General features: G+C 43.6%; 21 protein-coding genes (1 of these 21 running past the window's edge). 14 read left to right on the top strand and 7 right to left on the bottom strand.

Annotated elements, in window-relative coordinates; genetic code table 11:
• Positions 1–136: 136 nt before the first annotated feature.
• The 5 genes from FBB35_RS00715 to FBB35_RS00695 form a co-directional block, all read right to left on the bottom strand.
• The gene (locus FBB35_RS00715) at positions 137–1540 is read right to left on the bottom strand and encodes a ferredoxin:protochlorophyllide reductase (ATP-dependent) subunit N (protein ID WP_012410751.1); all 1404 of its coding nucleotides are present in this window, start codon (positions 1538–1540) and stop codon (positions 137–139) included.
• A 221-nt stretch (positions 1541–1761) separates the two neighbouring features.
• On the bottom strand, positions 1762–2568 hold the full coding sequence (locus FBB35_RS00710; protein ID WP_174708072.1) for a DUF5331 domain-containing protein: 807 nt from the start codon (positions 2566–2568) through the stop codon (positions 1762–1764).
• A gap of 32 nt (positions 2569–2600) precedes the next feature.
• Positions 2601–3467, bottom strand: a complete 867-nt coding sequence (gene bchL, locus FBB35_RS00705) for a ferredoxin:protochlorophyllide reductase (ATP-dependent) iron-sulfur ATP-binding protein (protein ID WP_012410753.1) — start codon at positions 3465–3467, stop codon at positions 2601–2603.
• Positions 3468–4189: 722 nt separating this feature from the next.
• Complete coding sequence (locus FBB35_RS00700; RefSeq protein WP_174708071.1) at positions 4190–4444, bottom strand: TIGR02450 family Trp-rich protein; 255 nt, start codon at positions 4442–4444, stop codon at positions 4190–4192.
• A gap of 76 nt (positions 4445–4520) precedes the next feature.
• Complete coding sequence (locus FBB35_RS00695; protein WP_174708070.1) at positions 4521–4895, bottom strand: hypothetical protein; 375 nt, start codon at positions 4893–4895, stop codon at positions 4521–4523.
• 437 nt (positions 4896–5332) lie between these two features.
• Between FBB35_RS00695 and FBB35_RS00690 the strand changes: the two genes are divergently transcribed.
• Positions 5333–6289 carry an IS630 family transposase gene (locus FBB35_RS00690; RefSeq protein ID WP_174708069.1) on the top strand — a complete coding sequence of 319 codons (957 nt, stop codon included), beginning with the start codon at positions 5333–5335 and terminating at the stop codon, positions 6287–6289.
• A 140-nt stretch (positions 6290–6429) separates the two neighbouring features.
• Positions 6430–6555 carry a hypothetical protein gene (locus FBB35_RS35315; RefSeq protein WP_302480942.1) on the top strand — a complete coding sequence of 42 codons (126 nt, stop codon included), beginning with the start codon at positions 6430–6432 and terminating at the stop codon, positions 6553–6555.
• A 335-nt stretch (positions 6556–6890) separates the two neighbouring features.
• Here FBB35_RS35315 and FBB35_RS00680 read toward each other — a convergent pair whose 3' ends face one another.
• Positions 6891–7439, bottom strand: a complete 549-nt coding sequence (locus FBB35_RS00680) for a hypothetical protein (protein ID WP_174708068.1) — start codon at positions 7437–7439, stop codon at positions 6891–6893.
• Between the two features lie 165 nt (positions 7440–7604).
• Here FBB35_RS00680 and FBB35_RS00675 point away from each other — a divergent pair.
• From FBB35_RS00675 to FBB35_RS00635, 9 genes are all read left to right on the top strand, one after another.
• Positions 7605–8419, top strand: a protein-coding gene (locus tag FBB35_RS00675; RefSeq protein ID WP_174708067.1) for an IS5 family transposase whose coding sequence is annotated in 2 segments (ribosomal slippage) — positions 7605–7971 and positions 7971–8419 — 816 coding nt in all. Because the reading frame shifts where the segments join, the coding sequence is not laid out codon by codon here.
• A 601-nt stretch (positions 8420–9020) separates the two neighbouring features.
• Positions 9021–11639: an ATP-dependent chaperone ClpB gene (gene clpB / locus FBB35_RS00670; RefSeq protein ID WP_174708066.1), complete on the top strand. Its 2619-nt coding sequence runs from the start codon at positions 9021–9023 to the stop codon at positions 11637–11639.
• A 231-nt stretch (positions 11640–11870) separates the two neighbouring features.
• Entirely contained in the window at positions 11871–12722 is an 852-nt protein-coding gene (locus tag FBB35_RS00665) for an STAS domain-containing protein (RefSeq protein ID WP_174708065.1), read from the top strand.
• A gap of 17 nt (positions 12723–12739) precedes the next feature.
• Entirely contained in the window at positions 12740–13147 is a 408-nt protein-coding gene (locus tag FBB35_RS00660) for an STAS domain-containing protein (protein ID WP_174708064.1), read from the top strand.
• On the top strand, positions 13134–13532 hold the full coding sequence (locus FBB35_RS00655; protein ID WP_174708063.1) for an anti-sigma regulatory factor: 399 nt from the start codon (positions 13134–13136) through the stop codon (positions 13530–13532). The genes FBB35_RS00660 and FBB35_RS00655 overlap by 14 nt, the downstream gene beginning before the upstream one ends.
• A gap of 1 nt (position 13533) precedes the next feature.
• A complete protein-coding gene (locus FBB35_RS00650) occupies positions 13534–14538 on the top strand; it encodes an ATP-binding SpoIIE family protein phosphatase (RefSeq protein WP_174708062.1) in 1005 nt (334 codons plus the stop codon).
• 33 nt (positions 14539–14571) lie between these two features.
• Complete coding sequence (locus tag FBB35_RS00645) at positions 14572–15003, top strand: four helix bundle protein (RefSeq protein ID WP_254625776.1); 432 nt, start codon at positions 14572–14574, stop codon at positions 15001–15003.
• Positions 15004–15094: 91 nt separating this feature from the next.
• Positions 15095–17272: an ATP-binding protein gene (locus FBB35_RS00640; RefSeq protein ID WP_174708061.1), complete on the top strand. Its 2178-nt coding sequence runs from the start codon at positions 15095–15097 to the stop codon at positions 17270–17272.
• Positions 17265–19238, top strand: a complete 1974-nt coding sequence (locus FBB35_RS00635; protein WP_217481720.1) for a response regulator — start codon at positions 17265–17267, stop codon at positions 19236–19238. The genes FBB35_RS00640 and FBB35_RS00635 overlap by 8 nt, the downstream gene beginning before the upstream one ends.
• Before the next feature lie 543 nt (positions 19239–19781).
• Here the strand turns inward: FBB35_RS00635 and FBB35_RS00630 are convergent.
• Complete coding sequence (locus FBB35_RS00630; protein ID WP_174708059.1) at positions 19782–20342, bottom strand: SRPBCC family protein; 561 nt, start codon at positions 20340–20342, stop codon at positions 19782–19784.
• A gap of 421 nt (positions 20343–20763) precedes the next feature.
• Here FBB35_RS00630 and FBB35_RS00625 point away from each other — a divergent pair, with 421 nt between their 5' ends.
• From FBB35_RS00625 to FBB35_RS00615, 3 genes are all read left to right on the top strand, one after another.
• Positions 20764–20958 carry a hypothetical protein gene (locus FBB35_RS00625; protein ID WP_012410758.1) on the top strand — a complete coding sequence of 65 codons (195 nt, stop codon included), beginning with the start codon at positions 20764–20766 and terminating at the stop codon, positions 20956–20958.
• A gap of 160 nt (positions 20959–21118) precedes the next feature.
• Positions 21119–21280 carry a rubredoxin gene (rd, locus tag FBB35_RS00620; RefSeq protein WP_174708058.1) on the top strand — a complete coding sequence of 54 codons (162 nt, stop codon included), beginning with the start codon at positions 21119–21121 and terminating at the stop codon, positions 21278–21280.
• 52 nt (positions 21281–21332) lie between these two features.
• Positions 21333–21466: the start of an NAD(P)/FAD-dependent oxidoreductase gene (locus FBB35_RS00615; RefSeq protein WP_174708057.1), read on the top strand. It continues 1111 nt past the right edge of the window; 134 of the gene's 1245 nt are visible here — the first part of the coding sequence; the start codon lies at positions 21333–21335; the stop codon falls past the right edge of the window.

Genomic DNA, 21466 nt, shown 5'->3' with positions numbered 1-21466 from the left:
CTAAGTTATGATTTAGCGATATCCATCTGATTGTAACTATTTTTAGGCGGTCTTACTTTGCGCCTTTGTGAGACAAAAAAGGCGAACCCAAAAAGTTCGCCTTAATTATATGCTGTTGCTCAATCCAAATCGAAATTTAAATCTTCGCTTCTTCTCTCACCAACTTATCCCAACCCAAATCTTTCAAATTATTATTCCGACGCAACGGACGAGTTACCAACTCTAATATGTCACGCGCATTGGTAAAGCCGTGAATTTGAGCAAAAGTAAACTCCACCGACCACTTTGTATTAATACCGCGTGCTTCCAACGGATTTGCGTGCGCCATACCAGTAATTACCAAATCTGGTTTCAACTCATAAATTCGCTGAAGTTGATTGTAATTATCCGGCTTCTCCACAATCCTTGGCAGGGGTGAATTCATTTCCTGGCAAGTTTTCTCCAGCAATGCCAACTCAGCAGCTTGATAGCGCTTATCCATGTAAGGAATGCCGATTTCGTGAACTGTCATCCCACAACGGATTAAGAATCTTGCTTGGGAAATCTCCAGCAAGTTATCACCCATGAAGAATACAGACTTACCGCGAATCAGTTTCACGTAATCTTCCAAGCCTGCCCAAATTTGGGCTTCCCGTTCATCCAAACCTTTGGGAGTAATACCAAACACCGAGCAGATTTTCTCAATCCAAGCGCGGGTACCATCGGGGCCAATGGGGAAGGGTGCGCCAATGAGTTTACATTTGCGGCGGCGCATTAAGGTAGTAGCTGTCCGGCTGAGGAAGGGATTGACACCAGCGACATAATACCCTTCTTCCAGTACTGGCAGTTCAGTGAAGCGCTTCGCGGGTAGCCAGCCGGAAACTTTGATGCCTTGTTTCTTCAGTTCTAAGGTTAACTGAGTAACTACGGGGTCGGGAAGGGAGCCAAAGAGAACCAGTGGTGGATGATCGACGTACTCAGATTCATCTTGGGCGACATCTTCTTTCTTTTTACCGAAGTTGAGCAATTTAGCGATCGCATTCCGTTCACTCTTCTCTGTTTCCGCCACAGGAGCCTTATCAGGGCAACGGTTAGCCATTGCTGCTAAAACAGTGTCTTCCCCTTGGGTGAAGGCGTAATCTAGACCATTTGCCCGCGCTACAACGATGGGAATACCGATTTCAGATTCTAGCTTCGGTGCTAAACCTTCCAAATCTGTTTTGATAATTTCGGTGGTGCAAGTACCAATCCAGACGATTACACTAGGATTGCGATCGCGTTTGATTTGCAAGCACAACCGCTTTAACTCTTCATAATCACTCAGTTGTGCCGAAATATCGCCCTCTTCCAACTCTGCCATTGCATAGCGGGGTTCAGCAAAAATCATCACCCCCATCGCATTTTGCAGGAAGTAGCCACAAGTTTTTGTCCCAATCACCAAAAAGAAGCTATCTTCAATTTTTTGGTATAACCACGCCACGCAGCTAATTGGGCAAAAGGTATGGTAATTTCCAGTTTCACATTCAAAGCTTAAAGCTTCTGGTTGTTGAGCGACAGTCATTTTGGTTTTTTCTCCCCTTGATATTTAATGGCAGTTCAACCAATTTCAGATTTTAGACTTCGGCTTCTCTCCGAGACGCTACGCGAACGCTCAGTCGAACGATTGATAATTTTGGATTGAAGGCTGGGACAACAAAAGTATCCTCTGTCTAACGACAATTTCCCTAATTCCTCATCCAAAACCCCAAATCTAAACCTTAAAATTGCGAAGAACGGCAATAATTAAGCGTTGGGGAAGAGACGGGCAATTTCTGATTCATCAAAAACGCCTGCTGGCAGTTCTTCCCCTAAAAAATCGTTACTTTCTTCAGCCTTTTGCAAAGCTGTTTCATCACCCCAGACATCTGATAACACGTCTTTAAACGCATTCTCATCTATTGGGCTATCTTCAAGTGCTTCGTCATCCAGCTTTACTTCCATTACAGCTGTTGCATCTGCATCGAAGGCAATTTCCCCAAACTCATCTGCTTCTAAACCAGAGGTTTCGAGACTAGAGGTTTTGAGAGACTCATCTTTTGAAGCGTGTCCGTTGGATAAGGAAATATCGCCAAAGCCATTTTCGGTTTCTTCCAACCCGCTGATTTCTAGGCTTTCATCCTCAGAATTCACCATTGTGAACTCTTGAACTACCGCCACCGACGCAAAGCCATTTGTATGAGAATGTGTCAATGTTTCATCTTCAGGCTTTTCGTCAATGATATCTGCTGCTTCTTCTGCGTATTTCTCTACATCTGGGTTGACAACGAAGCGATTACCGAGAGCGAAATCTGGGTCAAAATGCAAATCCAGTACTTCAATTAGCGTATCGGCATCAGGATTAAGTTTGGCAAAGGGCAACATTAACTGCGCTAGCTTTGGCTCTAGGGCGTTAAGAACTCCCAGGATGAGGTAAGAAGGTGGTCGCTTCCCGCCGTCAGGGGTGTACACGGATTCCACTTCCATGTGCAGGGTAATCCAGTCTCGATTATTCTGGAAAAATTGCAACCACTTTTGCTTTATTGAATCTGTAAAACTGTGAAAGAAAGCCATATTATTGTCCCCCATCCTGAGAACTTGGTGATTTATACAATCATCAAGTCTAGTTCCTCTTCTGAATTAGGAACCTGGGGTTTACCCGGATTTAGATAAAAATCGGATAACAAAGAGAACAACTCCCGATCTGGTGTGTCATTAGGTACAACACCTTCGGGACGCGCTAGAATTTGGTCGGCGATGTTGAGATAATAGTCGCAAACGTAGTCTAGGGAAGGATCTTGCTCTGCCATCTCAAACAAAGTCTTACCTTTCACACGGGAAACACGGATATCTTCAATCAAAGGTAAAACTTCCAAAACTGGCATTGGCACAGCTTCTATATATTTTTCAATCAAGTCGCGCTTGGAGGTGCGATTGCCAATTAACCCAGCTAGACGTAGTGGGTGAGTTCTTGCTTTTTCGCGGACTGAAGCGGCGATTCGATTGGCAGCAAACAAAGCATCAAAACCATTGTCTGTAACAATCAGGCAGTAATCTGCATAGTTGAGTGGTGCTGCAAAACCACCACAAACTACGTCACCCAAAACATCAAAAAGAATTACATCGTACTCATCAAAGGCGTTGAGTTCTTTAAGTAGTTTTACGGTTTCACCGACGACGTAGCCACCACATCCAGCACCCGCAGGTGGACCTCCAGCTTCTACGCAATCCACACCACCGTAGCCTTTATAAATCACATCTTCCGGCCAGACATCTTCGTAGTGATAATCCTTTTCTTGGAGGGTGTCGATAATTGTGGGAATCAAAAATCCAGTCAGGGTGAAGGTGCTGTCATGTTTTGGGTCGCAGCCAATTTGCAGCACTTTCTTCCCACGTTTAGCTAGGGCGACGGATATATTACAGCTAGTTGTGGATTTACCGATACCACCTTTTCCGTAGACTGCTAGTTTCACTGTTGTTTCCCTCTTATAGCTTCTTGTCAAACTTGTGGCTCAAACATTTGCCTTCACCTTTCCTGAGATGGCGATGCGTGAGGTCTGTTGATGTCATTATTGGGCAAATTACATAGAAAAGAAAGTGGCTCTTAATTTATAAAACGGTTTTATCCGATGAATTAAAATTTAATTATGGGTATTTTAGTTTTTATGAGCTATTAAGTCTTGTTTAGCTCTAAAATTCATCTATAAAAAGTTTTTATTATCTATTTTTATAAAAAGAGTTACAAAAAGCAAAAAGCTGAAATTGTCTTTTTTAAATGGGTTTCATAGAATTAGCTGATGTTGGTACAACGTGTTTTCAGGGTATTGAGGCACAGGTGCAAGGGCAAACAGAGGTATATGCAGCATGATGCTGGAAATACTACTGGAATTTGCGTTAGCGTAGCTCACCGTACCCCATAGGGGAAGCAAGCTACGCGTAGCGTCTCGTAGAGAAGGTATCGCAGATAAATTGCCAGTTTTCAGTCGGTAGTCACAACCATCTAATTGCTGCTTGAGAGTGAGTGAGTGTGATTTTGTAAAATATTATTAATTTTGAAAATATTTTCTAAGTCTAAGCCGAGCGAATAGGATTCTTGGCTACACAAAGAAAGCCCACTTGCGTGGGCTAAGAGTAAGAGAAGAAACGTAGAGTGTACGTAAACCCTAATTTATTTCAGTCTATGTATTGAAGGTAATTAGGACACCTCAGTTTCAATTTCCTGGATTTCTTGTAATGTTTGCCAGCCAGCTTGCCACTGGGAGTTATCTTGTAATAATTTGGCATTTATCCAAAAACGGACTTTAGGATCGCAAGAAGCAACCATTTCGGCATAAACCCACTTAGCCTGATTTTTCCGATTGACAACTTGGAAGTGTCGCCAACCATCAACTTTTTGCTGTGCCGTCCACTTAGAACCAACTAAGTAAGGAAATTTTTGTTTTTTAGTCATTTATCATTTGTCATTCGTCATTGAGAAAACACTTTCTTTATTTCCCATTCCCCATTCGCAATTCCCAATTCCCTACCTAAGATGTAACGAAATCGCCGTTACGGGTAAACTTTTGGCAATCCAACTCATTATCTTGCTGAACACATAGTGAAAACCATCTGATATGGCTCCAGCAGGTGTTGATGTTATTGGTAATTTTGCGCTTTTTCTTAGAAAGGCGTTGTCTTACGACTTCATTAGGGCAAAGAATTTCTAACGTACCCGTACCATCTTCGTCATTGACGATGCGAAATAGACAGTCTTGCAACATAGCACGGCTGCTGCTGTTGAAGAACCGCTTAAATCGCTGTAGCTTTTCCCCTTCAGTCATTTGGCTGATGGGTTTTATTTTCAAGAAATCCTCATCCTCTAAGTCAAAGTCATCATCTTCAAAGTCGTAGGGGTCAATCATTTTCAACATCCACTAGGCGACCTGGGATTATGGTAACTCTGTATGGGGGTGGAAGAACCTTCAATACGTCATGCTTAATGTACGCATTTAGATTCCTGCTTGTGAAAGAGTAATTTTGTTTATCACCATGTGTCTATAGATATTGTTAAGACAGTTACCCATACATTTTAAGAAAAAAATAGTAAGCTTTAGCTTTCGGGGGTAAAAGACTTGCGTGAAAATAAAGTACCAGTAAACCGAGTTTCGACTGCGCTCAACTCTCGACATCTGAGGGTTAAGCGCAGTCGAAACCCGCCTGGTTGGGACACTATTAACCCGCAGATCCCTAAGCTGTTTTCAATGTAATTAAGTGTAGTTAACCTTATAAAATATGTATAGCGGTTATCAGTCTACTTCAGTACAGTAGGAGAGAGCAATTCTACTGATAATTGGTGGTGATGAAAGCCTACTCTCTCGACTTGCGTCAAAAAATAGTTGATGCTTATGCCTGCGGTGACATTTCCCAACGAAAACTGGCTAAAAACTTTGGTGTCACCTTAAGTTTTGTGCAAAATTTACTCAAACGCCATCGAGAATTGGGGATGATAGGCCCCAAGGTGCGGACTGAGCAGACAGCAACAAAGTTGAATGCTGAACAGTTAGAAATCCTGCGCCAACTCGTCATAGCACAGCCCGATGCGACGTTAAGCGAATTGCGGGAACGACTTTACGAGAAAACAGAGGTCTTAATTGGGGTAGCTACGGTGAATCGGATGGTTCGCTGGAAACTTCACCTCAACCTCAAAAAAAGTCTCCACCTCACAAAAAAAGGTAGTGATGAAGTCCAACTAGCCCGATTTGAGTACTGGAAACTCTTGAGGGGGATACCCGTCGAAGAGCTGATTTTCTTAGATGAATCGGGAGTTAATCTGTCCTTCATCCGCAAATGTGCCTGCGCCTTGCCTGGCCTTCAAACCTATGCTCAAAAGCCCAACCGCAAAGGGAAAAATGTCTCGGTAATTGGTGCAATTAGCTTGAAAGGACTGCTCACCCAATGGAGTGGCTTAGGTTCTATCGATGCTTTGACTTTTGATGCCTTCATCGCCCAAAAGCTCGTACCCAAACTTTGGCCTGGTGCAGTGGTGATCATGGATAACTGCTCAATCCATAAAAGTGATGAACTTGAAGCTTTGCTCATCGCTGCTGGCGCTCATCTCATTTATCTCCCCCCCTATTCTCCCGATTTTTCACCGATTGAGAATTGTTGGTCCAAGATTAAGAACATTCTCCGTCGCATCGGTGCAAGGACATACCCTGATTTACTCCAGGCATTAGATACGGCATTCGCAGAAGTGACAATAGAGAATTTGCTGGGTTGGTTTACTCACTGCTGCTACTGTACCTCACAAGACTGATAACCGCTATATCTGACCATTTCACATCTTTTAAATATAATTTAACTTGCTCCAAATCTCTTTCCTGGAAAGAATTTTATTTAATAAGCATCTCTAGAATGTAATCAATATTAATCGAAAAAGCTTTGAGCGTTTCTTTGATGGCTGCTCGTGAATTAAATGATATTTGGCTTCATGGTATTAATGCTGCGATCGCCATTTACTTTGGCTTTATTGCTACACCAGATTTAGTAGAACTGAGTTCCGGGGCAAAGCCACAGTCTTAGCCAGAAATAAATAGGAGTTGTATCAAAATTAAGTGAGTGAGCTAGTCATTATAATCGTGTTGACTTAATAAAGAATCGTATACTAAATCAAGCATACGATTCTTGATAAAACATAGAACTAAACTATTTTCTACCCACGACTGGAATGCTTCAGTTGTTCAACCGGGGGATATTAGAGCTAATTACGGGCAGTGTATCTCATACAGTTGTCTCTGCTTAAAATTAAGGGGGTAAGCTCGTCTTTTTTAGTTACGGCTAGGAAGGAGCAAACATTTTTGTACTAACCAGTTTTACCTGTTACACCAAATAGGTTTTTTGGTATAACAGATGTATACTTACTGCAAATCTGGTAGTTTAGACTCTGATGCTACCAGCGTAATAGCAAACTTAGTCCCTGGCTTAAAGTCTGCAATCGTTGCATTATATTGCAAAGACTGGTTCGGTGGTAAGTAAGATGGCCCCCCGCAAGATACATTTAAATCTGTACCATTCTGAACTTTTAAATTAGAACAGCCATAAATGAGTGTTTTATTGCCTTCATTATCGATTTTGCTGATCTGAAGGCTTTTAACAACCCCAGTTACACCCGCAGGCAACTTTATAACAGCTTTTTCAACCCTCAGAGCTTGTGCTAACTTCATCGCGTCAGCGCTGAAGCTACATCCATCGGTATTGTTAACTATCACAGTCGGTGGTAGAACATCGATTTTATTGGGATCTTGTGGATCTGGTATTATTGTTACCTTACCTACGACGCTACAACCTGACTTGATAGGCGCAGTCAGTGAATCTGCAATTGCCATTCTAGGAAAGAAAGTTGCACAAATTACGAGTAAAACAGCAATAACTCCGAAAATCCTCTTGGAATATTTGAATTGATTCATGATTTTTCCTCTTTAAATAGATGTAGACGTTGAAAAAACCTCTATCTAAAGGAATATTCAGTAGTTTTTTCATTAAGAGCTGATTCGTAAAGAAAATCTAAAGAAAACTGAATCCGGTTTTGTTCAGGTTATAGGCTAAGTCGAGTGTAATTTATGTTGTAGTCGATGAGCCGTCTACCTGCGATTGAAAATCCACAGCGTAAACCCTACCCAAGTGATTTAAGCGATGCCGAATGGTTAATTATCAAGCCCTTTCTACCAAAACCTAAAGGGTTTGGGCATCCTGTAGAAGTAGATTTACGAGAAATTTTGAATGCTATTTTCTATGTGCAACGTACCGGGTGTCAGTGGGAAATGCTACCCCATGATCTTCCACCTTACACAACAGTATACGGCTACTTTCAGAAATGGCAGCGCAAAGGAATATGGCAGAAAATTCACGACCAAGTGCGCCATCAACTGCGACAAGATTTGGGCAGAGACGAACACTCTAGCGTTGCGATCGCCGATTCTCAGTCAGTGAAGACAACGGAAAAAAAGGGGAAGTCTACGGTTTCGATGGTGGTAAGAAAGTTAAAGGCCGTAAGCGACATATAGTTGTGGATTCTCAAGGTTTGTTGATTGGCGTTTTAGTGACTGAAGCTAATGCGTCGGAACGTTTGGGGGCTGTGGTTGTACTCCATGAATCGGCTCAGGAATTGTCTAAATTGGAAGTTGTTTGGGTAGATCAAGGCTATTCTGGTGAAAACTTTGCTCAAGCTGTCAAGCAAGTTTGCGGAGAACAGGTTCGTGTTGAGGTGATTGAGAGAATATCGAAAACATTTGAACGATTACCCAAGCGGTGGATTGTGGAAAGGACATTCGGCTGGCTCAATCGATTTCGGCGTTTGAGCAAGGATTATGAGTTGTACACAGAGATCAGTGAAGCCATGATTTACGGCTCATTGATTCGTCTGATGGTAAAACGAATGGCAGCTTAATCTTTTGTTTACGAATCAGCTCTAAATATGCAAATATGCAATTTTATTTTCAAAATTAGATTTTTCTGTGGGTGTAGACATCGCCAAAGCACCGCAAAAGTTTTCGGATTACTGGCACGAACATTGATTTCCAGCATTGTTACATTAGCTGCTAGTTTCCAACTCAGCACACGCAACATTTTCTCCTCCAGCGCTGTCAAGTAAGCACGATTCAGCTTCCAGAGCGACTTTAAAAACCTCTGTACTGAATCCTAAGCGCTCACTGGAATAAACCCGACTAATGCGATCGCCTACATAGGCGCTTGCGCCATCGCATATAAGAGTGCATCTGCTGATATTCTCCAGGCAGGTAATTGAAACCCAGATTCCGTAGCAGAATGTGGGTTCTATGAGTTACTCCGGTTGTTGTGCAATGAACAAGAATCGTATGTATCAAAATCGGAACTAGGGGGAAATACCACTTTTACAAGACGTGAACACCGATCTAGGCGATCGCTATCCTGTTCATACAATATTTATTGAGAACAGAAATTTTCTTTACTTGGTGTTCTGGTGGTAGCCTGCGACAAGCCACTACGCCTCTACGTTCCTGAAAAAGCCTATGCAACCTACTAATCCTAACCAATTTACAGAAAAAGCCTGGGAAGCGATCGCCCATACCCCGGATATTGTTAAACAATATCAACAACAGCAGATAGAAAGCGAACACCTGATGAAAGCTTTGCTAGAACAAGATGGTCTAGCAACTGGGATTCTCACCAAAGCGGGTGTTAACCTCCAAAAACTGCGTGATCGCACCGAACAATTTTTTCAACGTCAGCCAAAAGTATCTGGTACTAGCAGTTCTGTTTACTTGGGACGCAGCTTAGATACACTTCTAGACCGGGCAGATGTGTATCGCAAAGAGTTTCAAGATGAATATATTTCAATTGAACACTTATTGCTGGCTTACGCTAAAGATGACCGTTTTGGCAAAGCTTTATTCCAAGAATTCGGTTTAGACGAAGGCAAACTAAAAGATATTATTAAACAAGTTCGGGGGAGCCAAAAAGTGACCGACCAAAATCCAGAAGGCAAATATGAAGCACTGGAAAAATACGGGCGTGACCTCACAGAAGCCGCGCGTAAAGGTCAACTCGATCCAGTGATTGGGCGAGATGATGAGATTCGTCGGACTGTGCAAATTCTCTCTCGCCGTACCAAGAATAACCCTGTGCTAATTGGTGAACCGGGTGTTGGTAAAACTGCGATCGCTGAAGGATTAGCACAGCGCATTATTGCAGGTGATGTACCCCAATCTCTCAAAGACCGCAAGCTGATTTCTTTAGATATGGGTGCTTTGATTGCGGGGGCAAAATTCCGGGGTGAATTTGAAGAACGCCTGAAAGCAGTATTAAAAGAAGTTACTGAATCTGGCGGCAATATTGTTTTATTTATTGATGAAATTCACACCGTTGTCGGCGCTGGTGCAACTCAAGGCGCAATGGATGCGGGTAACTTATTAAAACCGATGTTGGCGCGGGGCGAATTGCGCTGCATTGGGGCGACAACTCTAGATGAGTACCGCAAACATATCGAAAAGGATGCCGCACTAGAAAGACGCTTCCAGCAAGTTTATGTGGATCAACCTAGTGTAGAAGATAGTATCTCGATTTTGCGCGGCTTGAGAGAACGTTATGAAAACCACCACGGGGTAAAGATTTCTGATAGTGCTTTAGTTGCCGCCGCCGTATTGTCGAGTCGATATATTAGCGATCGCTTCCTCCCTGATAAAGCCATTGACTTGGTAGACGAAGCCGCCGCGAGATTAAAAATGGAGATTACCTCCAAACCAGAAGAACTCGACGAAATCGATCGCAAGATTCTGCAATTGGAAATGGAGAAACTATCGCTGCAAAAAGAAAGCGATGCCGCTTCTCGCGAACGTTTAGAAAGATTAGAAAAAGAAATTGCCGATCTCAAAGAAGAACAAAGAACCCTCAATACTCAATGGCAATCTGAAAAAGATATTATTGACAAAATTCAGTCGGTTAAAAAAGAGATTGAACGGGTGAACTTAGAGATTCAGCAAGCAGAACGCGATTACGATCTTAATCGGGCTGCGGAGTTGAAATACGGTAATTTAACCAGCTTGCATCGCCAATTAGAAGCAGTAGAAACTGAATTGGCAAACGCTCAAAGAAGTGGTAAATCACTATTACGGGAAGAAGTTACAGAAGGTGATATTGCTGAAATTATTTCTAAATGGACAGGGATTCCCATCAGTAAGTTGGTGGAATCTGAGAAAGAAAAACTGCTGCATTTAGAAGATGAACTGCACCGCCGCGTGGTTGGACAAGAAGAAGCAGTCACAGCTGTAGCGGATGCCATTCAGCGATCGCGCGCTGGACTAGCCGATCCCAATCGTCCCATCGCTAGCTTTATTTTCCTTGGGCCGACAGGTGTGGGTAAAACCGAGTTGGCAAAAGCGCTGGCGGGATTTATGTTCGATAGCGAAGATTCGCTAGTGCGAATCGATATGTCAGAGTACATGGAAAAACACGCCGTCTCCCGCTTAATCGGTGCGCCTCCAGGATATGTGGGCTACGAAGAAGGCGGACAACTTACAGAAGCGATTCGCCGCCGTCCTTACTCTGTGATTCTCTTCGACGAAATCGAGAAAGCACACCCGGATGTATTCAATATCTTCTTGCAAATTCTCGATGATGGTCGCGTCACTGATGCCCAAGGTCATAAGGTGGACTTCAAAAACGCTATTATCATCATGACTAGCAACATCGGTTCGCAGTATATTCTTGATGTTGCTGGGGATAATGCCCACTACGATGAAATGCGCCGTCGGGTAATGGAAGCGATGCGGAATAGCTTCCGTCCTGAATTCTTAAACCGGATTGACGAAATTATCATCTTCCACGGTTTAGATAAGAAGGAATTGCGGCAAATTGTACTATTGCAAGTAGAGAGATTGCGCCAAAGATTGAGCGATCGCAAAATATCCCTCAAACTCTCGGATACTGCACTTGACTTTTTAGCAGAAGTAGGGTATGACCCCGTATATGGAGCGCGTCCACTGAAGCGGGCGATTCAGCGCGAGTTAGAAACTCAAATTGCCAAAGCCATCTTGCGTGGTGAATTCAACAACGGCGACACCATCTTTGTAGATGTGCAAAATGAGCGTCTTTCTTTTAGCCGCTTACCTGCTGAAGTGTTTAGCAGCTAATTAAATTCATTCAAAACCTGACGCAAAGACGCTAAGTTACACAAAAGCGCCTTTGCGTTTTTTATTACACTCATTTTCATCTAAACTTTTTCAGACAAATTTTAAAATTTAAGTCCAACGGCAGAATGTTGCCCATCTCTGTAAAAAAATCGCTCTGCAACTTCAGCTTTGACGTTGGACTGAATCGTCATACACTGATTTTGGACTAATGCAAGGGGTTGCCCTGAAACTATGAACGAAAGTAAAATACCAGAGATCCTGGAAACCTTTGAGGCAGAACTGCTATCGGAGTGGACTCAGGAGTTAACCACTGTCAATATTCGGAGAGGCTTGATTAAAGAAGCCGATCTAAAGGAAGAGTGCCGGGAATTCCTTAGCTTGTTTCGGATCGCCGTTGGGCAAGGCAAGTTGAGCAATATTCAGACAGAGGCATGGCAGGAGGTGCGGGAGATCCTAACTAGCATTTCTCGATCGCGATCGCTAAAAGGCTTCACATCGTCAGAAACAGCTACATTCGTCTTTTCCTTCAAGCAACCGCTCTTTAACCGGATGCGTCAGCAATTGCAAGACCCCATTCAGTTGGGTGAAGATATCTGGTTAGCCACAAAATTACTGGATCAGCTGGGATTGCTGACAATGGAAGTGTATCAAAAGACGCGGGAAGAGGTGATTTTGCGGCAGCAGGAAGAATTAATGGAACTGTCTACCCCAGTAATTAAACTCTGGAAGGGAATTTTGGCATTACCCATTATTGGCACTTTAGATAGTACTCGTACTCAATTGATGATGGAATCATTATTGCAGATGATTGTCGAAACCGGGTCAGAAGTTGCCATTATTGACATTACTGGGGTTCCCACCGTCGATACTCTCACCGCTCAACATCTACTCAAAACTGTTACTGCTGCCCGTCTCATGGGAGCCGATTGTATGATCAGTGGCATTCGTCCTCAAATTGCCCAAACCATCGTTTATCTCGGTATAGACTTGACTGATGTCACAACCAAGGCAACCTTAGCCGATGCCTTTATCATCGCGCTAAAACGGTTGGGAGCGAATATTACCCGCTCTCAACCGGAATAGGTGGACAGGAGAAACTAATGGAACGCATTCCCATACTCAAAATGGGCAATTTCTTGGTGGTGACGATCCAAGTAGATATGCACGATCGCCTTGCCATGACGCTACAGGATGACTTGACCGACCGTATCGCCCAAAATCGCGCTCAGGGTGTCTTGATCGATATTTCGGCATTAGACATTGTTGATTCCTTCATTGGTAGGGTTTTAGCCAACATTGCTAAAATGTCACGAGTCTTAGATGCCCAAACAGTTGTCGTGGGGATGCAGCCTGCTGTGGCAATTACTCTGGTGGAATTGGGGCTGTCGCTGACGGGCATTCGCACTGCCCTAAACGTAGAAAGGGGAATGGCACTGTTGCGATCGCTTCCAGCGGGCGGGACGCCATCGTCACTCAATGAAACGACAAATAACAATGGAGAAGACTGAAACGCTCAACATTCAATCTTCTGGTGATGTAGTCTTAGTTCGACAAGCCGTGCGCCAGTTGGGGGTGGAAATTGGCTTTGGCTTAGTAGACCAAACTAAAATTGTCACCGCCGCCAGTGAGTTAGCCCGCAACACCCTAGACTACGGGGGGGGTGGCACAGTCAAGCTAGAAACGCTTCAGGAAGGGAGGCGGCGAGGACTGCGGCTGACCTTTGAAGATCGGGGGCCGGGAATTCCCGATATTGAACTGGCGCTGAAAGATGGGTTTACCACAGGCGGCGGGTTGGGTATGGGGCTGGGCGGTGCCAAACGACTTGCCAACGAGTTTGAAATTCAGTCTGCGGTGGGAGAAGGAACGCGGGTAACAATTGTACGATGGAAATAAAATGCGAGAATCTGTCCCCATTACAATTACTGAATCTAGCCAAATTGGGGAAGCGCGACGGGTAGCGATCGCTTTAGCAACTCGCCTCGGCTTTCAGGAAACAGAACGGGGCAAGGTTGGAATTGTGGTGACAGAGGTTGCAAGCAATCTAATTCAGCATGGTCAGGGTGGAGTGTTATTGCTAAGAGCGATCGAACACAATTCAGCCATCGGTATCGAAGTCTTGTCGCTAGATAAAGGACGGGGAATGGTCGATGTGGATGAGTGTTTGCAAGATGGCTTTTCCACAGCCGGAACATTAGGCAATGGACTAGGCGCAATTCGTCGTCTCTCTGGTTTATTTGAAATTTACTCTATTCCCAACAAAGGGACGGTTCTGGTCGCCCACCTCTGGTCAGGCTCGACACCCCATCCGCCGGAAAAGACTTTAGAAATTGGGGCGATCTGCTTGCCTAAACGAGGTGAGGAAGTTTCTGGAGATGCCTGGGCTTGTAAAGTGGATCATTGCCACAGCCTATTGCTAGTAGTCGATGGCTTAGGGCATGGGCCTGCGGCTGCCAATGCTGCTTCAAATGCCGTCAGAATTTTTCAAGAACATCATCGATCTCCTGGTGTGATCGTCGAAGCTGCCCATGCTGCCTTGCGAAGTACCCGAGGAGCGGTACTCGCCATTGCTGAAATCGACTTTGAACAAGAGTCTATCCGCTTTGCTGGAATTGGCAATATCGCTGCCAACATTTTCTTGTTTACTAAACACCACCATCTTTTATCTCACAACGGCATAGTCGGACATGAAATCCGCAAAATTCAAGAGTTTAGCTATCCCTGGTATGCCAACGGACTTTTAATTATGCATTCTGATGGATTAGACAATAAGTGGCAGCTCGCTCACTATCCAGGCTTGAGTCAAAAACATCCCAGTCTAATTGCAGGTGTCTTATACCGAGACTTTAACCGAGATCGGGACGATGTGACGGTGTTAGTGGCAAAAGGAATGGGCAGTTAAGGCAGGGGGCTAATGAGTAATGAGTAATGAGTAATGAGTAAATACGTCATTACTCATAAATTAAAATTGAATTATCACATTCTTTTTTACTCAATGATTAATTATAACGCAAATATCAGTATTCAAGAAAGAACAGAAAATTTTGCAATAAGAGTTATCAAAGCTTATTCTGAACTAAATAAAAGACCTTTTGACGACGCTGGCAAAATCTTGTCTAAACAATTTTTAAGAAGCGGGACATCAATAGGTGCAAACTGTTCAGAAGCTAAATATGCACAATCAAATAAAGACTTTATCAATAAGTATTCTATAGCCTTAAAGGAAGCCAATGAAACCCTTTATTGGATAAAAATAATGATAAAATCGGAGTTAGTGTCAAAATCAAAATTTCAAAATCTGATAGAAGAGAATGAAAAAATTATTAAGATATTAACAACTTCCATCAACAAATTGAAAGAAAAATAATCCACTCATTACTCATTACTCATTACTCATTACTCATTACTCATTACTCATTAAATTTGGTTCTAATTATAAATGATTAACCGGACTTGATATGACAATTGTTTTCACCCTGGAAATCCACTACGAACAAGATGTTGTCCAAGCTAGACAACGAACTCGTGACATTGCCGAACAATTGGGTTTTGATGCTCAAGATCAAGCACGCTTGGCAACGGCAGTTTCCGAAATTGCCCGCAACGCCTTTCAGTATGCTAAAGGTGGAACGGTGGAATTTTGTGTGGTAGGAGAGCCTCAGACGTTTCTGATTCGGATTCAGGATCGAGGTGAGGGCATTCCTCATCTGGCAGAAGTTTTGGCAGGACGCTACACCTCTGATACCGGGATGGGATTAGGCATTATGGGCAGTCGCAAGCTGATGGATCTCTTTGAGATCGAATCGCTGCCGCCAGAGGGAACAACGGTAGTGATGAGCAAAAAGTTGTCGAAGCGCACACCTAGTTTCACCGATTCGCAATTGCAGCAGATTCGAGAAAGGGTGATGGAGCGATCGCCTCAAAATCCATATCAAGAGATCCAGCGACAAAACCAGGAATTACTGCGGGCAATGGCAGAGCTACGCAAGCGCGAGGAAGAACTGATCCAACTCAACCGGGAACTGGAAGATACTAATCGTGGTGTAGTTGCCCTCTACGCGGAACTGGATGAGAAGGCAGACTCTCTGCAAAAGGCAAACGAGCTCAAAACCCGCTTTCTCTCGAACATGAGCCATGAGTTTCGCACACCGCTTAACTCTATTTTGTCCCTATCTCGGATGCTACTAGCACGGATGGATGGCGATTTGACTGCCGAGCAAGAAAAGCAGGTAACATTCATCCAAAAGGGGGCGAGCGGATTATCAGAACTAGTCAACGACTTGCTGGATTTGGCAAAGGTGGAAGCTGGAAAAATTGAAGTGCGTCCCAGTTCCTTTGAAGTCAGTGACTTGTTTGCCACGCTGCGGGGAATGCTGCGCCCATTATTGGTTCAAGGCTCCTCTGTGGCGCTGATTGTCGAGGAACCTGACGGCATTGGACAGATATATAGCGATGAGGGCAAAGTTGCACAAATTCTAAGAAACTTTGTCTCGAATGCGCTCAAATTTACCGAACAGGGAGAAGTGCGCGTGAGTGCTGTGCAAAGAGGTCATACCGTGACCTTCTCCGTGTCCGATACGGGCATCGGCATAGCGACCGCCGATGTGGAGCGCGTTTTTGAGGATTTTGTCCAAATTGAGTCTTCTCTGCAAAAGCAGGTGAAGGGAACCGGGTTAGGATTACCGTTATCGCGCAAGCTAACGGAGCTACTCGGTGGCAGTATTTCAGTTACAAGTAAGCTGGGTCAAGGCTCCACCTTTACAGCATCGATTCCGATCGCCTACCCTCATGCAACTGATTTTCCCAGCCGACTGCAACCAATTGCATCACTTGAGCCAACTGGCCTGCCCATTCTGGCGATTGAAGATCATCCAGAAACGCTATTTATTTACGAAAAGCACCTTCAGGAGTCAACTTATCAATTAATTGCCACCCGGACTTTAGCTCAGGCTAGGCTTGTCTTACAACAAGTTCAACCGGCGGCAATTATGCTAGATATTATGCTAGAAGGGCAAAACGGCTGGACGTTCTTGCGAGAAATCAAAGGAGATGAAACGACCTGTAACATTCCTGTACTCGTTATTACCATCATTGATAACGAGAAGCAAGCACTAGCGCTCGGAGCTAACGGTTTTCTAATTAAGCCGGTAGACAGATTGCAGTTGTTGAATAAACTTAATACGCTAATTAATCAGAACAAGCCTCAAAAAATCTTGTTAATTGACGATGACCCCGCCTATCGGTATTTGGTGAAACAGTTGTTAATAAATACACAATTGAGTATTTTAGAAGCCATGAACGGATGGGAAGGATTAAATTTGGCACAACGGGAGCAACCGACCGCGATCGTACTTGACTTGGAGATGCCAGAGTTGAGCGGTTTTGATGTCCTCAATCAGCTTAAGAGCAATTCTGTCACTGAGTCGATTCCTGTTATCATCTACTCATCCGCACAACTGGATGCAGAAATGCAGAGCCAATTAGCAAAAAAAAGCATCGCCATTCTTTCCAAAGAAACAGGTTCTCAAACGGCAGCAATGTCTGACGACAAGCCGCTACGCGTCTACGCCCAACTTCAAGATGCGCTCATCAAAGCCGGACTTGTTCTCGATGCTTGCGGTCAAAGTCATGTCTGAGGCAAGGGTTACGATCCTGCATGTTGACGATAACGAAGCCAATCGTTATGTTGTCAACCGGATTTTGCAAAATGCAGGCTTTAGCGTCGTGGAAGCGGCAACCGGAACAGCAGGATTAAAGGCTGTTGCTGAACATCAGCCTGCTCTAGTGATTTTGGATGTCAAATTACCAGATATTAGCGGCTTTGAAGTCTGTCGCCAAATTAAGGCAAATCCCGAAACTGCTTTTATTCCGGTGCTACATCTGTCTGCAAGTTTTATTCTAAGCCAGGATAAAGCAGAAGGCTTAGATAGTGGTGCCGATGCTTATTTGGCGCAACCTGTTGAACCCATTGAACTGTTGGCTACGGTGCGATCGCTCCTGCGAATTCGCCGAGCGGAAGAAGCTGCTTTATCCTCAGCACAAGAGTGGCAAACCACCTTTGACTCTATCAAAGACAGCGTATGTCTGGTAGACCAAGAAGGGATAATTCTCCGCTGTAATCGAGCGATGATGCAGCTTTTTTGCAAGCCCGCCCAGGAAATCTTAGGTTGTGTTCACCATGAGTTGATGGGCGCACAATTGGGAATTGGTGATGGCGCTTGCTTTCGCCGTGCTAAAGAAACTCACCAACGCCAAGTTCTAGAATTTCAGTCCAGAAAACGGTGGTTTGCCAAAACCATCGACCCGGTATTTGATGGACATGGGAATCTCACAGGTGCCGTTTTCATTCTGTCTGATATCACCGAACGCAAACAAGCAGAAGCCTTGTTGCAAGAGCAGAACGAACACTTGAATCGGCTGATGGTTTCTTTGCAACAACAAACTGAACAAGCCCAACAAGCCAATCGGATTAAAGATGAGTTTTTGGCAGTGTTGTCTCATGAATTGCGATCGCCCCTGAATCCGATTTTGGGATGGGTAAGAATTTTGCAAACGCGCCAGCAGAACGCAGCCAAAACTCAGTATGCACTCGAAACAATCGAACGCAACGCTAAACTACAAGCGCAACTAATCGAAGATTTGCTTGATGTGTCGCGCATTCTCCAAGGCAAGTTAAGTTTGAATAAAGTTCCAGTTGCTTTGAATTTTACTATCAAAGCTGCCCTGGAAACCGTGCGGCTTGCTGCCGAAGCTAAATCTATTCAGATTCAAACAATATTTGAACCGAACGTTGGACAAGTTTTAGGTGATTCTGGTCGCTTGCAACAGGTTGTTTGGAACCTACTTTCCAACGCAATTAAATTTACCTCACAAGGTGGTCGAGTGGAGGTGCGGTTAGAAAGGATGAAGAATGAAGGTGATACTTGTCCTTCGGAATACACTCAAATCACTATCAGCGACACTGGGATGGGAATCTCTGGTGAATTTTTGCCTTATGTCTTTGACTACTTTCGCCAAGCTGATGGGACAACGACTCGAAGATTTGGCGGATTAGGGTTAGGGTTAGCAATCGTGCGTCATTTGGTGGAATTGCATGGAGGAAGCGTTCAGGCAGCAAGCTCTGGAGAAGGTCAAGGAGCAACCTTTACAGTCAAGTTTCCACCGATCACTGCGGCAAAACTGAATCAAGATGATACTGCGTTTCATAATGGCTCAGACTTCAATCTGAATGGATTGCAAGCGCTGCTTGTAGATGATGATAAAGATTCGCGGGAGTTCATTGCCTTCTTGCTAGAACAATACGGGGTACAAGTGACTGAAGCCGAATCAGCTACTGAAGCTTTGAGCAGTTTGGGGCGAGCAAAATTTGATTTGTTAGTTAGTGATATTGGGATGCCCGATATGGATGGCTACACACTAATTCGTCAAATTAGAAAGCAGTCGCCCGATCGCGGCGGAGAAATTCCGGCGATCGCCCTCACTGCTTATGCAGGAGAGATCGATCGACAACAAGCACTAGCAGCCGGATTCCAACAGCATATTTCTAAACCAATTGAGCCAGAGCTACTAATGCAGGCTATTTTAACTATCGTCAGAGTATAACAACAATCTGCCATAGTTATATCTGCACCAACTTCTACATTTGCGATCACCAATAAGCAACAAAATTAATACGATTTTAGATTTTAAATTGTGAATTGCCTTTTCTGGCTGGATTCTATTAATCCATCTGTCGTAATTATTTTTTAAATTGATAAGTAGTCGGACACAATTAAATTCATTGGTGGAGATAGGGAACAGGTTACAGATTACAGGTTACAGGAAAAAACTTGTGTAATTAATTCTGTCTGATTATTTATAGCAACAGCCAAGGTGGTTAGGACATCAACAGATAATGAAACTTAGACACAAAAAGACTTTTCACCCAGTCCCCAATCCCCAGTCCCCAATCCCCAGTCCCCAATCCCCAATCCCCAATCCCCAATCCCTTGCCATATAAGCAATGAAATTTTTGACCAGCAAAATATAAAGACGCTTCCTATAAAGAAGAAAGCGTCTTTGCGGTAAGTTATGCTAAAATATCGAATTTGGCCCCTGCAAAAACTAAAACCAAAATTCCAAAATAGCTTTTACCAATGACAATTGCTATTGCTGAGTCTTACAAATTACTTGTCGCATTTTACGCATATTTGCAGGTAACTCAAAGTTCATTGCTTGTTGAATAAAAATTGATGGAATCGGAATCAGGGGTGTAGCTTGCACAGTATAAGCAAGCAGCGTCCCATTACCGCAATCTTTGAGTTCTAAATTCGCGTTAAAATCCTCAAAAGTCCCTTTTTCCATGCGGAATTGGATTTGTTGCCCCAGCACTTCTACAACGCTGAGGTAAATTTCAACTTGAGCCGTGAAAAAGAAAAAGGCTTTTTGTGCTGCTTGATATAGGCGCTTAACTTCACCTTTGTGTGATATCTCGCTTTTAGTGATATCAGGAAAATATTGCACCCACCGGGGATAATCAGTTAATTGCTGCCAAACTTGCGATCGCACCATCGGCAAATACATCCAGGCTGTCACTGCGCCACCACACGCCTTGTGCGATCGCGTTTCTACCAAAATTTCACCCTGTACCAGCAACTTTTGTTTATCTTGACTCCAAGCCATATCTGAACCTGCAATAATTGAGTCTGAGATATGAGACGCAGACATAATGATTTTAGTTACTCCTCAACTCATCCACCTAAATAGAATTGAAACTACAAGCCATAAAACTTGATTCAGATCCAACCCATTAAATTTTAGTTCCAGTGTAATGCCTATCCTTTCCGGAAAGGGTGAGTTTTTGGTAATTATTTCAGTTACTTTACTGTAAAACCTGTAGCTCTGATCACAATTAACACAATTAATACTTGAGTGGACTTGATAATAACAGTATTTATAAATGAAAAACTAAGTTCTTAACAGCTAGAATGGCACAAACACCATTTAATATCAAGCACCTTACCCCAACCTCTGGATAGGATCTCTCGGTTTTTACGTGTTATTTCTGATGAAATTGTAACTTCATCATAACTTCATATCTGATTGTCAATATCAAGTGTAATTTCTGTTAAGTTGAGAGGAAAATTAAGTGAGTCAATCTTCTTTAAATCGTAGATTAATCCAGATTTTCGGTATTCTTCTTGGTGTTAGTGTAGCCGTCTGGGTACTGAGAGGCTTTGGTATTCTCACTTTTATTCCAGGTGGAATAATTTTGCTCCTGCTACTAGGGGCGATCGCGATCGGGATTATCAGTTATGCCCAAAGGACTTGGTGGCGTTTGTAATCTGGATCTTTCATAATCTGGGAAATTTCCGCCAAGGTTACACGCCTTACCCGATAAGCCTTTATCCTCTCGTTTAAGAATTGTAGCGTGAGCATTTTCACTTACTGCCAAAAGTATTTAATAGGGAAGCGATGCCAACAATTTATTAGGGTAAAGAAACATGGCAAAGTATATATGTACCGTTTGCGGCTATGAATATGACCCAGAATTCGGCGATCCAGATAGCGATATAGCGCCGGGAACAGCTTTTGAAAATATACCAGATGATTGGGTATGTCCGGTTTGTGGTTCCACCAAAGATCAATTTGAACTAGTTGAATAGTGAAGATAACAGCTAGCCTAGTAAAGTACGTGCTATTGAGAAATTTTATAACTTGCTACCGTTACGAATCGTAGTTATTGGGGGTGGGGCTGCGGGATTTTTTGGCGCGATCGCTTGTGCTAAAGCCAATCCTGATGCCCAGGTTACTTTACTCGAAGCCAGTCGTCAACCACTGGCGAAAGTGCT

The organism is Nostoc sp. TCL240-02 (genome assembly GCF_013343235.1).
Classification (GTDB): domain Bacteria; phylum Cyanobacteriota; class Cyanobacteriia; order Cyanobacteriales; family Nostocaceae; genus Nostoc.
The sequence above is the reverse complement of the archived record's forward strand: the minus strand, read 5'-3'. Positions and strand labels throughout refer to the sequence as shown.

What these genes read in the sequence shown, in the direction of transcription:
- FBB35_RS00715 (WP_012410751.1), bottom strand. Translation starts at nt 1,540, where the DNA reads ATGACTGTCGCTCAACAACCAGAAGCTTTAAGCTTTGAATGTGAAACT.
- FBB35_RS00710 (WP_174708072.1), bottom strand. Translation starts at nt 2,568, where the DNA reads ATGGCTTTCTTTCACAGTTTTACAGATTCAATAAAGCAAAAGTGGTTG.
- FBB35_RS00700 (WP_174708071.1), bottom strand. Translation starts at nt 4,444, where the DNA reads ATGACTAAAAAACAAAAATTTCCTTACTTAGTTGGTTCTAAGTGGACG.
- FBB35_RS00695 (WP_174708070.1), bottom strand. Translation starts at nt 4,895, where the DNA reads ATGATTGACCCCTACGACTTTGAAGATGATGACTTTGACTTAGAGGAT.
- FBB35_RS00690 (WP_174708069.1), top strand. Translation starts at nt 5,333, where the DNA reads ATGAAAGCCTACTCTCTCGACTTGCGTCAAAAAATAGTTGATGCTTAT.
- FBB35_RS35315 (WP_302480942.1), top strand. Translation starts at nt 6,430, where the DNA reads ATGGCTGCTCGTGAATTAAATGATATTTGGCTTCATGGTATTAATGCT.
- FBB35_RS00680 (WP_174708068.1), bottom strand. Translation starts at nt 7,439, where the DNA reads ATGAATCAATTCAAATATTCCAAGAGGATTTTCGGAGTTATTGCTGTT.
- clpB (WP_174708066.1), top strand. Translation starts at nt 9,021, where the DNA reads ATGCAACCTACTAATCCTAACCAATTTACAGAAAAAGCCTGGGAAGCG.
- FBB35_RS00665 (WP_174708065.1), top strand. Translation starts at nt 11,871, where the DNA reads ATGAACGAAAGTAAAATACCAGAGATCCTGGAAACCTTTGAGGCAGAA.
- FBB35_RS00660 (WP_174708064.1), top strand. Translation starts at nt 12,740, where the DNA reads ATGGAACGCATTCCCATACTCAAAATGGGCAATTTCTTGGTGGTGACG.
- FBB35_RS00655 (WP_174708063.1), top strand. Translation starts at nt 13,134, where the DNA reads ATGGAGAAGACTGAAACGCTCAACATTCAATCTTCTGGTGATGTAGTC.
- FBB35_RS00650 (WP_174708062.1), top strand. Translation starts at nt 13,534, where the DNA reads ATGCGAGAATCTGTCCCCATTACAATTACTGAATCTAGCCAAATTGGG.
- FBB35_RS00645 (WP_254625776.1), top strand. Translation starts at nt 14,572, where the DNA reads ATGAGTAAATACGTCATTACTCATAAATTAAAATTGAATTATCACATT.
- FBB35_RS00640 (WP_174708061.1), top strand. Translation starts at nt 15,095, where the DNA reads ATGACAATTGTTTTCACCCTGGAAATCCACTACGAACAAGATGTTGTC.
- FBB35_RS00635 (WP_217481720.1), top strand. Translation starts at nt 17,265, where the DNA reads ATGTCTGAGGCAAGGGTTACGATCCTGCATGTTGACGATAACGAAGCC.
- FBB35_RS00630 (WP_174708059.1), bottom strand. Translation starts at nt 20,342, where the DNA reads ATGTCTGCGTCTCATATCTCAGACTCAATTATTGCAGGTTCAGATATG.
- rd (WP_174708058.1), top strand. Translation starts at nt 21,119, where the DNA reads ATGGCAAAGTATATATGTACCGTTTGCGGCTATGAATATGACCCAGAA.